The sequence below is a fragment of the Paenibacillus hexagrammi genome (genome assembly GCF_021513275.1).
Taxonomy (GTDB): domain Bacteria; phylum Bacillota; class Bacilli; order Paenibacillales; family NBRC-103111; genus Paenibacillus_E; species Paenibacillus_E hexagrammi.
This window is the reverse complement of record NZ_CP090978.1, coordinates 5,690,067-5,702,685: the sequence shown is the minus strand read 5'-3', so window position 1 is coordinate 5,702,685 and position 12,619 is coordinate 5,690,067. Positions and strand designations below refer to the sequence as shown.

Genomic DNA, 12,619 nt, shown 5'->3' with positions numbered 1-12,619 from the left:
GCTATATGGAGCGAACGTATCGGTGACTGCTTTGTGGAGTTGCGAGCTGCCAGCTGTCGGATCATACTCGAAAACGCTGTACCATGCGGCGGAGCTGCTCGGACATTTGAGACAAGGCAGCAGCGGATTGCGAAATTTCATCCATGGAACGCACCTGGAATTCCGAGGATGCGCTGATCGACTGGGTATCCGCTGCGGATTCTAGCGACACTTGTGCGAGCTGTGACATGGAGTTGACGATTTCCTGTGAGCTGGCCGCAATTTGCTCCACGGCAGCTGATACCTCTTCCACCTGGGATGCAACGCCGTCAACCGATTGCTGAATGGAGCCGAAGGCAAGTCCGGCCTCGGCAAGGATAGCTTCGCCCGCAGCGACTTCGTGCATGCTAGTTTCCATGGAGTGTAGAGCCGATACCGTATCGTTCTGAATGGCTCGGACAAGCCGTGTAATTTGGCCGGCAGATCCACTGGATTGATCGGCCAGTTTCTTCACCTCATTGGCTACGACAGTAAATCCACGGCCGTGTTCACCTGCCCGAGCCGCTTCGATGGAAGCGTTCAGCGCGAGCAAATTCGTTTGTGCGGCAATCTCTGTAATTACGGCGATGATTTGTTCGATTTCTTTGGAACGATTCGCGAATACATGCATGACATCGGATAAATCCCGAATGGAGTGCTGGATTGATTTCATTTGAATGCCAGCTGTCTGAATGGCATGATGCCCGGAGGCTGCAAACTGAGAAGATTGTGTGGATGCTTGCGAGACCTCCTGCACGTGCTCGGCAACTTGCTGAATGCCCGTAGAGATTTCATGAATGGTCGTTTGATTATTTCGCAGATCGCTAACCTGCTTATGGGAAACTTGCGCAACAGCATACAAAATGTGGTGCATTCGTTCGCTGCTCTTCCGTCCTTGCGCCGAAGCGTTGTTGAGCTGTTCCGAGGAGGCTGAGACGTGAACGGCCGAATCCCCGATTTGCTCAATCATGCTGCGCAGATTTCCGAGCATTTGGTTGAAGTATGCAGCCAGGTCCCCCACTTCATCCTTGGAGCGGACCGTGATGGTTTTGGTCAGGTCGGCTTCACCCTCGGCAATTTCTTTTAACTGGCGGGAGACAAGCTGAATCGGGCGGGCTATGCCTTTAGCAATCATGAGTGCCAAAGTGATGCCGAGCAGAATGGCTGTGACCGTAATGATCGGACTGATTGTAGCGACTAGTTGATTCTTAGCATCGAGCTCTTGCTGTTCGTCCGCCACCTTGTCGGTAATTTGGGAGCGGTATGTAATTAAAGGATCAAGTACGCTGTCCAGGGGATTTTGAATGAACGCGGATTGTGCCTTTTCAATCGAACCCTGCTTATGAAGAGCGAAGGTGGCATCATTGTTGGCTAAGTACTGTTTCCAATTATCTTGAAATTCGTTAATGGCTTGTAATTCAGTATCATCGTGGTCCTGATTTTGAATCGTTTGGAGCTGATCTGTCATGACTTGAAGGGAATTTTCATATCCAGTTAGGGATTCCTGGTCGCTGCTGAGCAAGTACCTGGCGGCACGGTCGTCAATGGTGCGGGCCAGATAATGCAGCTTTTCGATGTCGGTCAGCTTGTCCTTATTGGCAATCATTGTCTTCGTGAGATCCGCTAGCCTGATCTGCAAGAATGTCGTACTGGCTATCGTAAGGACGAACAAAAGCATAATTGCAGAAATGCCTGTAAGTAATTTTTTGCGAATGGTCATGTTGGGCTCCTCCTGCCAAATCTTTCATGACCTCAGTATATAGCCGTAAGCTGAAAGAGAAATGAATGCAAACTGAAAGTCGGCTGAATTCAGAGATTAGCAAAATAGTAGTATCGTCCATTTGCAAACATCCATACCCTTTGATCATATTTGCATATGATATGTTAATGGAAGAATAAAAGGGTGATCGTATGACTGATACAATTTTAAAATCTGAATATCGGTCTGTCATTCATAAATGGATCAAAAAAATAAAGCGGAGAGACAGTGCCCCCGCGAATAAAAGAGAGGCCGCTAAGACTGGATTGAACCTGCCCTTTGAGGAAGTTGGATGTGGATCACGCCGCATTGTGTATGACCTTGGCAACGGCTACATTCTGAAGGTCGCTATTATTAGACAAGGCATTGTATCCTGCCAAAAAGAAACGGATATCTATGAAAGGGTACCATTGCCTCTCAAACAAAACTTGGCCGAGATCAAAGAGTATGGAGAGGGATGGATTGTCATGAAAAAGTTCGGTAGGATGCTTGCAGATACCGCAGAGAACAGGCGCAAGGTATACCAATTGTATAAAGAATTTAAAAAGCTGGATATCGAAGCGGGCGATATCATCAATATGAAAAATAAAGAACCCAGATGGCATAATATCCGATATAAGAAAAGAAATGATAGGATCATGCTCATTGATTATGGCGATTTCCATGTGAAGTAGTAGTCAAGAGGTGAACACTGCTTTATCAACAAACTCTGCTACTTTCTTACGAAACGCTGCTCAATATTGAAAACAAAAAAAGCACCGCTCTCTCCCGGAACGGAAGAAGAACGGTGCTTCGTTTCTATTCATTCACAGCTGCGCTATTCGTTCACTGTTGCGCTGCTAGTTTACTGCTGCTGTGCTATCGCCGGTTTCCGCGCCCGAAGCAGGAGCAGCAGGCTTCTGATGCTTATCTTCTACAAACTGCTTCAGCTTATCGTTCATGCTGTCCTTCAACTTGCTGATCAAGTCATCTTCGCTGATACCTTGCGCGGAAGCAACCTCAGCGACCGATTTACCGGCGTCAAGTTGTGTCTTGAGCTCATCCTGTGTAATGCCCAGAATCGTTGTTAGAGATTCAAATCCGCCAAAACCAAAGCCTTTGCCTCCATGACCCTGACCGTCTTTTCCTCCTTGAATTCCTGCGTTTTCAATACGCTGCTTCAGGCGAGTGGACAGATCAGAAATCATTTGATCAGCTTGAGTTTGTGTTAGTGTACCCGCCGTGACTTGCTCATTAATGGAAGCCGTTTCTGCGGCTGTGAGCTTCGCCAAGAAGTCATCCTCACTCAAGCCTGCTGCCGTTGCGAGATCTAGCAGTGATTGGCCGCCTTGCAGTGAAGTTTGAAGTGTGCTCTCATCAGTACCCAGGATGGTAGCCGCTTCTTTCAAAAGATTGCCACCGCTCCTGCCGCCCATTCCTTTGCCGCCAGAGGCGCCGGGTGCACCTGAGAATCCGCCATTTTTCCCGGCAAAGCCTTTATTCTCCACCTGATTTTTGATGCGAGTCGCTAGGTCAGCAGTAAGCTTATCCGCTTGGTCCTGAGTCAGTGTACCTGCTGTTACCTGCGCGTTAATGGAAGTCGTTTCTGCAGCAACTAGCTTCGCCACGAAATCATCTTCGCTCAGGCCTGCCGCTGTCGCGAGATCCAACAGTGTTTGGCCTCCTTGCAGCGAGGTTTGGAGCGAGCTCTCATCTGTGCCTAGAATTGTAGCCGCTTCTTTTAGTAGGTTGCCGCCGTGCATACCGCCCATTCCTTTGCCGGCAGGAGCGCCTTGGTTGCTGCCACCCATACGTCCTCCACGGTCTCCATGGTTTCCAAAGCCTCCGAATGAACTGCCGTTTTTTGCTGTCTTTTGCGTTTGTGCAGTAGTGCTGGTGCTGTCTGTTGCTGCGAAGGCTTGATTATGTAAAGAACCAACGAAGCCAACGCCAAGTACGAAGGATGCTGCGATTGTGCCTGCTAGGATTTTTTTGTTGATTGCTTTCATTATGATTACCACCTTTTTAGTTGAGTTGTTGTTTACAAGACTTATATTAGCCCCCTTTCCTGAATTTCCCCTGAGTATGAACTTAAGAAACCATGAGAGCTTCCTGAGGAACGGCTGAGTGTGGAAATAAAAATCATTGCATTTCCATATCTCTGGTGATATAGTCACAATAGCAAACAACTGAATAGCCGATCCGGGAGCTTGATGAAGTCAGGCTGAGAGTGCGGGCGTGTGCCGCTGACCGTTTAATCTGATCAGGATAATGCCTGCGCAGAGAAATGATGAACTACAAGTGTTTGTGTTTTTCCATTCACTTATAGACCTAACAACCGCCTACGGATCCATTCAATAGGTGGTTTTATTTTGTCTATTGAATCCCTGGGAATGCCAACGAGTAGATGCCGTGATTGTTTTTGCGCGGTATGTATGCCTGCCGCATGCCCGGCGGGCTTTTTTGTGTTTGCTGAGGTGTACATCTATACATACTAAGGGGAAGAAAGGAAGTTGATGAAGGATGGCTAATTCACAAGCTGTATCCAAGTCTTTAAAGCTGACCGATATTCTGGTTACCATTGTGATTGCTGCAGTATTCGGAGTTATTTATAAAATATGGGGGCCGATGTATGACATCATTCAACCGCTTGGTCTACACGCCGAGCAGCTGAGCTATGGAATGTGGTTCATCGCGGCAACATTTGCATTTTTGGTTATTCGCAAGCCGTGGGTAGCCGTTTTGGCGGAGGTTGCGGCTGCAACGATTGAGACTTTTTTTGGCGGGGAGTGGGGAATTTCCACACTTGTTTATGGACTGCTGCAAGGCCTGGGCGCTGAACTTATATTTGCATTATTCCTTTATCGTAAAACGAGTGTTGGTGTTGTGGTTCTTGCATCGATCGGTTCCGCGATATTGTCTTTATTCGTTGACGCTTACTATGGATACATTGAATCCATGACCTTCTGGAACTACTGCTTGTTCATCGGGTTCCGACTGATTGGAAGTATCGTGATTTCCGGCTTTATCGCCTACTACCTGGCGGCTGCTATCGAGCGCACCGGCGTTCTGAATGCCATTCGCCCTGCATCGCAAAAAAGACTACGATCAATTGAGGTAATCGTATGACAACTATAACCCCCGTGTTGCAGCAGCCGTGACTGATTTGCGGCTCAAATATCCCGGAGACGACGCCCCCTGTTATTCAAGGGGGTTTCCTTTTCGTTCAGACCAGGTGAAAAAGTGCTTCTGCTCGGACCAAGCGGCTGTGGTAAATCGACACTGCTGCAAGTGCTGAGCGGGATGGTGCCGAGTGTGATTGAGATCCCGATGAAAGCCGAGGAACTCCGTACCCCGGAGCGCTGGGGCTATGTATTTCAGGACCCGGATACGCAGTTCTGCATGCCCTATGTCGATGAAGAGATTGCCTTTGTTTTGGAAAATATGCAAGTGCCGCGCGAGCAAATGCCTGCACTCATTCGGCACTATCTGGAGCTGGTCGGGCTTCAATTCGAAGACATCCACACCCCGATTCAAAATTTATCGCAGGGGATGAAGCAGCGGTTGGCTATTGCAAGCGTCCTCGCCTTGGAGCCGGAAGTGCTCTTCCTGGACGAACCGACTGCGCTTCTGGATGAAGAAGGGACGCAGCAGGTGTGGGAAACCATTCGGGCAACAAGCGAAGGCAAAACGCTGCTCATCGTCGAGCATAAGATACACGGCATTCTCGATCTGATCGACCGGGTTATTGTTTTGACGTCAAATGGCGAAATCCTTGCGGATGGCGAGCCTGCAGCGGTATTCGCTTCCTATAAGAAGGAACTCATTGACTTTGGCATTTGGTATCCTGGAGTTTGGGAGGATTACGATACGGAACGTGGAGACATTTGCAAGGAAGCGGCTGCACCTTCTTCCGAACGTGAGGTGCTCATCACTCTCGACGGCTTTCAAGCGCTGCGCGGCGGCGAGGTGAAGCTGGAGACCGGCATGCTGACCGTTGGATCAAGGGAGTGGGTTGCCGTTGCCGGACATAACGGTGCAGGCAAAAGCTCACTGCTCCTAGGCATGATGCGGCTTGTTCCTACGAAGGGCATTTGCGAGATTGCCGGAGTCCGTGGTAAAAAAGTAGCAGACATCGCCGATCACGTCGCTTTTGTATTTCAAAATCCGGAGTTTCAATTCGTGACCGGGTCGGTAGAGGAGGAAATCGCCTATTCCTTGGAGGAGGGGCAAGAGGGGCAGGTCGAAGAGCTGCTTCGAAAGTATCAGCTGGTTGAGCTCCGAAGCAGGCATCCCTTTCAACTCTCTATGGGACAAAAACGCAGGCTAAGCGTCGCCTCCGCTCTTGTGCGTAAGCAGCGCATCCTACTTCTTGACGAGCCTACTTTCGGGCTGGATGCCCGTAATACGTTTCATATGCTGGAGATGCTAGAGGAGTTAAGGCAAGAAGGAACCTCCATCATGATGGTGACGCATGACCATCATATCATTCAGCGATTCGCGGACCGGGTGTGGCAAGTTCAGCGCGGCCAAGTATCCGACTTGACTCCCGGTCAATACTTGGAGCAATTCGAGCAAAGTGAGAAGGGGGAGGTGCTGCTATGCAACTGAGCTTTGCATTTCGTGAAACGTGGCTGCACCGGGTGAACCCCGGCGTAAAGCTCCTTGCCTCCGTTGCTTTGTTTGCCATGGTTTTGTTTACGCACAATGTTAATGTCATGATGTACCTAACGGCTGGGACGATTCTGTGCCTGCTGCTGCTAACTGGCCATCCTATGAAGCGGATTCTGCTTTATACGTCACCGTTCCTGCTCATCTTTATCTCGTCGGCTACCGGCATGATGATGTTCGGAGAGGGAACGACAACCTGGTTCCGATATGGCATCATTCATGTTACGGAGGAGAGTTTCTTTCGGGGGATTCATCTGGGCTTTCGTGCTCTGCAGGTAGCATCTGTTGGTCTTTTGTTCAGTCTGACGACGCGGCCCGTTGCCCTATTTTATTCGCTAATGCAGCAATGGAAGGTTCCGCCTAAATATGCATACAGCTTTCTGGCTGCTTTGCGGATGATTCCAACTCTAATAGAAGAGTTCCAAACCTTGCGACATGCGCTCAAAGTCCGCGGCCGTAAGAAGCGCAATCTTCTGACCAGCTGGTACACAACGCTCCGTATGTACTCGATCCCTTTGCTTGCCCAAAGCATCAGGCGTGCCCACCGGACAGCCGTTGCGATGGAAGCCAAACGCTTCTCGGTCGGCAAGCAGCGCACTTACTATTACCATATCCGGTATTCGCCGGTCGATATCTGGTACGCGCTCAGTATCGCACTGCTGCTTACACTTTCGTATCTATGCGGCCATGTCCTGCCTTTCACCGCAATTACGGACGTTCGCTGATGCTCGGAAGAAGAAGGCCCGATTCATTTGAATTGGAGAGACTGTTGATTAACTGGAATGAAGAGCTCCGTAGTTTTCGGAGAAGCGTAGCGGGTGCCTTTGACAGTTTTGTTATCACCTTAGAAGGCTCTTATTTCAATCCAATAACAAAATGTCAACAGCACTCGGAGAAAATCTACTGAAGCTCGTAATGGATCCAACTTGATCAACATTCTCCCCCGATTCCTCTGAATCGGCTTTTTCGTGCGCCTCACAGTCGCACAATCTAAGTGGTTCAAATCCACTCGGTAACTTTACCCTTTAAAGTGCCGTAGCCGAAGCAGAAGTCCTAACTCCAGTAGGAGAAGGATTGGCAGGGTGTCTCTCGCGAGGGGGAATCCGAAGGGCCTGCAGGCAAAGTCCAGCCCGGAATGCGGTGAACCAGAGGTGGCGGAGATGTTGGATGACCCGCCGGAAAAACGGGGAAATCTATGCCATAGGCATATCTTGCAGGAAAGCGCGAAAGGGATATGACCTGCAAGGCTCATCTACGTGATTAGGGTCAGGATGGATGGAACAGAATGTGCAGATAACTGAGGGAAGTCTCGTAGTTTCCTCTGCGCAAACGCGTGTGAGGTAGGCAAGGTATAACCCTAAGGGGAAAGCCAAATCGATGAACTGCGAGATGGCGGATCGTTCCGTAGTAGCGAATAAGTCTGAGCCGATGAAAGCTGGTAACAGTCTAGAGGGGAAAACTCGGATGAGTATGCGCGTGGGGAAAAAAATATTCTTAGTCGCATAACCTGCTTCCACTTCAAAAGAGGGAAGACAGAGGCAAAGGGAACGTGCTTCGTCAAAGACTGTGAGTTCAAGTGAGTGGAGATCGTAAGCGCCTTAAACCAGAGAGGGTATGACCAAGAGGGTGCGTCCCGCCGAGAGCGAGATAGCGCTTGGGGATAGAGGCAAACTGGCGACCTGAGTACACCTCAGGCAACAGGAGCGATTGAAAAAAAAATTTTTTCTAACACGCGGTTGCATGAGGTAGAACGAGTAAGGAATCGATCATCTGTAGCGCGAACAAGATCAGCTTGGTGAGTAGCAGGTAAAGGTGGTGAAACACCAATGAAACCGAAACGACGATACTACTCCCTGATCGACAAAATATATCAAATGGACAATCTGAATGAAGCCTGGCTGGCAGTAAAGAAGAATCAAGGAAGTGGCGGAATTGATGGGGTAAGCATTGGTATGTTCGAGAAGAACATAGGCATCAACCTAAAGGAAATCCAAAGGCTACTGCAACAAGATCGGTACAAACCCGACCCTGTCAGGCGACATTTCATCGAGAAGGAAAACGGGAAGTTAAGACCGTTAGGCATTCCCACAATCCGAGATCGCGTATGCCAGCAGGCTGTACGTCAAATCATCGAGCCGATCTTTGAGCAAGACTTCTACTACTACAGCTTTGGCTTCCGACCTGGATACTCTGCGCATCAAGCAATAAACACGATTCGACGAGCAAAGCGCGGCGGATACGACTATGTGGTAGACCTCGACATTATATCCTTTTTCGATGAAATTCCGCATGAACTGCTGATGGAAAAGGTTCGTGAACGAATAACCGACGGTAAAGTGCTGACGCTCATTCGCGGATGGCTCACCGCAGGAGTCATGGAAGATGATCAGTTCCATGAAACGTTAGTCGGGTCCCCACAAGGCGGGGTCATCAGTCCATTACTTGCGAATCTATATCTGAATCATTTCGACTGGAGTATGAAGGAGAAGGGGTTTGCTGTGGTCAGATATGCAGATGATGCAGTTATTCTTTGCAAAACAAAGGAGCGAGCAGAAGAAGCATACCAAACGGCAAAAACCATCTTAGAAGGGGAACTTCAGCTGAGAATGCATCCAGAGAAAACGAAAGTGGTGCAATTCGATGAAGGATTCCGTTTTCTAGGATTTGACTTCTGGAAAGAATATCTCATCTTGCCGGACGCAAAAGTGAAGAAGTACAAAGAGAAAGTCCACAAGATCACCCGAAGGCAGCAAGGTAACAACCTTAACGAAATGATGAAGAAGCTAAATGAAGTGTCACGCGGGTTTGGTAACTATTTTGGGATTGGGAACGTAAAGAAAAAGTTTCAACGCCTAGACGAATGGACACGCATGAGAGTGCGAGCTTTTATGCGGAAAAAGAAGTCTACGGTTTCAAACCGGCTTATTCCAAACAAAGTATTGGAAGAAGCAGGGATGGTATTTCTAACAAACTTACTCACCACACGTTTCTAATTCAGCAGTGAAATTTGCAATCCGGTGACGGGTGAAGACGACTCACTCCTGAAGATGGGGAACTGACGAAGGAAAGCCGTGTGCGGGAAATCCGCATGCACGGTTTGATGAGGAGTCCGGGGGAGTAATCCCCCGTCTTACTCTACTTTTGCGGAGATGATTTCATTTTTCTGTTATAATAGGTTCAATATGCATATGAGGGGATGACTATGGAGTTTATAAGCACTAGAGGCAAAGTAGAAAAAATCGGGTTCATCGACACCGTGTTGATGGGACTGGCGGATGACGGGGGACTCTTGATTCCGGCGCAAATCCCGCAAATTCCGCAGGATAAATTGCAGCAAATGGCTTCCATGACTTATCAGGAATTAGCCTATGAGGTGTTCTCGCTCTACACAAACGATGAAATTCCTCAGGATGATTTGAAAAGTCTGATTCGCGACAGCTATGCGACCTTCCGTGACCCCGAGGTTACTCCAGTTCGCAAAGTGACGGACAATATGCACGTGATGGAGCTGTTCCACGGCCCGACGTTTGCTTTTAAAGATATCGCGCTGCAGTTCCTTGGCAACCTGTATTCCTACGTGTCCAAGAAGAAGAATACGATCATTCATATTCTGGGTGCGACATCCGGAGACACCGGCGCTTCGGCAATCGAAGGCGTCAGAGGCAAGGAAGGCATCCGCATTTGTATCCTGCACCCTCACCAGAAGGTCAGTAAAGTGCAAGAGCTGCAAATGACGACTGTCAATGACGAGAACGTCCTCAACCTTTCGGTCAAGGGAACCTTTGACGACTGCCAAAGAATTATTAAAGATCTGTTTGCTGATGTGGAGTTCAAGAATAAATATCACCTCCGTGCCATCAACTCGATCAACTTTGTGCGGATTTTGGCTCAGACGGTGTATTACTTCTACGCTTACTTCAAGGTTGCTGGAGCTTCAAGCGCACAAACTGTGAACTTCAGTGTGCCAACAGGTAATTTTGGCGATATTTTTGCAGGCTACTTAGCGAAAAGAATGGGATTGCCGGTCGGCAAACTGATCCTGGCAACCAACGAAAACAACATCCTGGAACGCTTCATTCAAGAGGGTGTCTATAAGCCAGGACAATTCGTCAGCACTTACAGCCCTTCCATGGATATTCAGGTGGCGAGTAATTTTGAACGTTACCTGTACTATCTGGTTGGAGAAGACGCGGAGAAGGTTGCTTCCTATATGGCGCAGTTTAAAGCTGAAGGCGAAATTCGCATCAGCGAGGAGCTGCTTGGCCAAGTCCAGCAGGACTTCGCGGCTCATGGTGTTAGCGGGGATGAGTGCCTGCAAACCATCAGCAGCTACTACAAGAACAATGACTACTTGCTCGACCCGCATACCGCCTGCGGTGTCGCGGCTTACGAGAAGCGTAATCCGCAAGACGAAGTGTGCGTGACGCTTGCAACGGCTCATCCGGCGAAGTTTAACGAGTCCATTGAAAAATGCGATATCGAGCAAACCTTCCCGGAACAAATCGCCGCATTAATGGATAAACCTCAGTACCAAACCGTCGTAGACGATTCGGAAAAAGAGATCGTGGAGCGGCTGGAGAAGTTTTATACGATTGGATAAAGAAGCAAAAAAGGTGCTCTGCCAGTGATGGCAGGGCACCTTTTTTGGTATGTGCTGCTTCCGAGGGGGAGCGACTGGTACGAAAGTATACCATAACCCCCTCAATAGGAGCAGCCAAAGATTACTCTAAGGGGCAATGTCACAAAACGTATCGGAAGGTATACTAGGTTTTGTAAGCGGGAGTTGCGTGGAGGAGGTAGAGAGAACACAATGAACCGTCTGAAATGTAAAGTTGCTGTCGCTTCATTGATGATTTCAACACTCTATACCATGAGTACCGCATATGCGTACTCAGACGCAGGGAACGTTCTGCAGAACTGGTATCAAGCACAACTTCATGATTCTATAAGCAGTGCGAAAGGTATCTTGATTCGTCAGCAATCCAACCATTCTGTAAAGGAACTGAAAGATGCTATTCAAGATATGATTTCACGAACAAATGGAAAATTGAAGAAGGTTGAATTTGAAGCTGGTATGCAAGTGATAGGTAGTATTCAGACAGTCAATGCTTCCTATCAAGCCCAAATCGAACAAGCGAGTAAGCAACTTAAAATTCAATCTGCCAAAAATCAATTTGAACGATATGTCAAAGAAACTAGTGAGCAGTTCGATATTGAACTTGATCAAACGGTTGACAAGTCGATTAAAGAGATGACATCAAGTATGGTTCAGTAAATTTTTTGAAGAGGTTTTACGTGAAAAGGGCTTGTGCGGATTAGTCAGTTTTGGGATTAATGGGTTCACTTCTCGTGAACACAGTTCAAACATATAAAAATCTAAAGGAGAATGATCGACAATGAAATCTTTGAAAAGCAAAATTGCAGTTGGTGTTATTGCGACAGGTTTAGTAGCAGGAATGGGGACAGCTTTTGCAGCTAAAGATGCAGGAGGACAACTTCAAAATTGGTATATTGCTGCTTCCACAATTACTAAAGGTCTAATAGCCGGTGATGTGGCTGGTTATGTTAAAAATCAATCTGCTCAATTCAAATCAGATTCTGCTGCGATTGACAGCAATGCTGTAACAAATGTTAAAGTAACTGGTGACACAGAGACAAGCCGAGTAACTGGAAATATTACAAAAAGTGTTGATCAATACGCAAGTCAATTGGACAGTAAGTCAAAGGACATAAAATCATATATGCCTGGTGAGTATGATTCAGCGGTAGCGTTTTCTAATGGTATTAATAACGGTATTGTTAAAGGGATTGCTGATACTGGAACAGCAAACATTAAGAAAGATGTTCCCGCGCAAGGTGCTGCTTCCTTGAATGGTCTGAACACAACGGTTGCTACGGCTCAGACTCAAGCAGTTCAAGATTTAAACAAGAAAATTGAAGAAACAAAAGGTGAACTGAAAGATCTTCTTCAAAAAGAAAGAGAAACTGCTGATACTGAAATTAAGGCAAACCTGGATAAACAAGTTATTGATAAGAAGGCTGAACTTCAAAAGCTTGCTGATGATCTTGAAAAACAAAACAAAGATGCCATTACAAATCAAGGTAAGTCTCTTGAAGATAAAGCTCTAAAAGATTTGGATAACATTGTAAACGATATCGACGGGACACGTTTGTGGTAAGATGTTAAATCTA

The 12,619-nt window shown here is 47.6% G+C and carries 10 protein-coding genes and 1 riboswitch; of the genes, 8 read left to right on the top strand and 2 right to left on the bottom strand.

Features of this window, described 5'->3' with window-relative positions; genetic code table 11:
• Positions 1–61 precede the first annotated feature (61 nt).
• Complete coding sequence (locus tag L0M14_RS26045) at positions 62–1,738, bottom strand: methyl-accepting chemotaxis protein (protein ID WP_235119340.1); 1,677 nt, start codon at positions 1,736–1,738, stop codon at positions 62–64.
• A gap of 191 nt (positions 1,739–1,929) precedes the next feature.
• On the opposite strand from L0M14_RS26045, the gene L0M14_RS26040 reads away from it, so the two are divergent.
• On the top strand, positions 1,930–2,451 hold the full coding sequence (locus L0M14_RS26040; RefSeq protein ID WP_235119339.1) for a hypothetical protein: 522 nt from the start codon (positions 1,930–1,932) through the stop codon (positions 2,449–2,451).
• A 165-nt stretch (positions 2,452–2,616) separates the two neighbouring features.
• On the opposite strand, the gene L0M14_RS26035 is transcribed toward L0M14_RS26040, so the two are convergent.
• A complete protein-coding gene (locus L0M14_RS26035) occupies positions 2,617–3,765 on the bottom strand; it encodes a hypothetical protein (protein ID WP_235119338.1) in 1,149 nt (382 codons plus the stop codon).
• A gap of 183 nt (positions 3,766–3,948) precedes the next feature.
• A riboswitch (TPP riboswitch) is annotated at positions 3,949–4,059 on the top strand.
• Between the two features lie 220 nt (positions 4,060–4,279).
• On the opposite strand from L0M14_RS26035, the gene L0M14_RS26030 reads away from it, so the two are divergent.
• The 7 genes from L0M14_RS26030 (at position 4,280) to L0M14_RS26000 (ending at position 12,606) form a co-directional block, all read left to right on the top strand.
• Positions 4,280–4,885 carry an ECF transporter S component gene (locus L0M14_RS26030; RefSeq protein WP_235119337.1) on the top strand — a complete coding sequence of 202 codons (606 nt, stop codon included), beginning with the start codon at positions 4,280–4,282 and terminating at the stop codon, positions 4,883–4,885.
• Between the two features lie 114 nt (positions 4,886–4,999).
• Complete coding sequence (locus L0M14_RS26025) at positions 5,000–6,367, top strand: ABC transporter ATP-binding protein (RefSeq protein ID WP_235119336.1); 1,368 nt, start codon at positions 5,000–5,002, stop codon at positions 6,365–6,367.
• The gene (locus L0M14_RS26020) at positions 6,358–7,152 is read left to right on the top strand and encodes an energy-coupling factor transporter transmembrane component T family protein (protein ID WP_235119335.1); all 795 of its coding nucleotides are present in this window, start codon (positions 6,358–6,360) and stop codon (positions 7,150–7,152) included. The genes L0M14_RS26025 and L0M14_RS26020 overlap by 10 nt, the downstream gene beginning before the upstream one ends.
• Positions 7,153–8,253: 1,101 nt before the next feature.
• Positions 8,254–9,420 (top strand): group II intron reverse transcriptase/maturase, encoded by a 1,167-nt coding sequence (ltrA, locus tag L0M14_RS26015; RefSeq protein ID WP_235118299.1) that lies wholly within the window; start codon positions 8,254–8,256, stop codon positions 9,418–9,420.
• Positions 9,421–9,629: 209 nt separating this feature from the next.
• The gene (thrC, locus tag L0M14_RS26010) at positions 9,630–11,027 is read left to right on the top strand and encodes a threonine synthase (protein ID WP_235119334.1); all 1,398 of its coding nucleotides are present in this window, start codon (positions 9,630–9,632) and stop codon (positions 11,025–11,027) included.
• A 210-nt stretch (positions 11,028–11,237) separates the two neighbouring features.
• The gene (locus L0M14_RS26005) at positions 11,238–11,702 is read left to right on the top strand and encodes a hypothetical protein (protein ID WP_235119333.1); all 465 of its coding nucleotides are present in this window, start codon (positions 11,238–11,240) and stop codon (positions 11,700–11,702) included.
• 121 nt (positions 11,703–11,823) lie between these two features.
• The gene (locus tag L0M14_RS26000; RefSeq protein ID WP_235119332.1) at positions 11,824–12,606 is read left to right on the top strand and encodes a coiled-coil domain-containing protein; all 783 of its coding nucleotides are present in this window, start codon (positions 11,824–11,826) and stop codon (positions 12,604–12,606) included.
• The last annotated feature ends 13 nt before the right edge of the window (positions 12,607–12,619 follow it).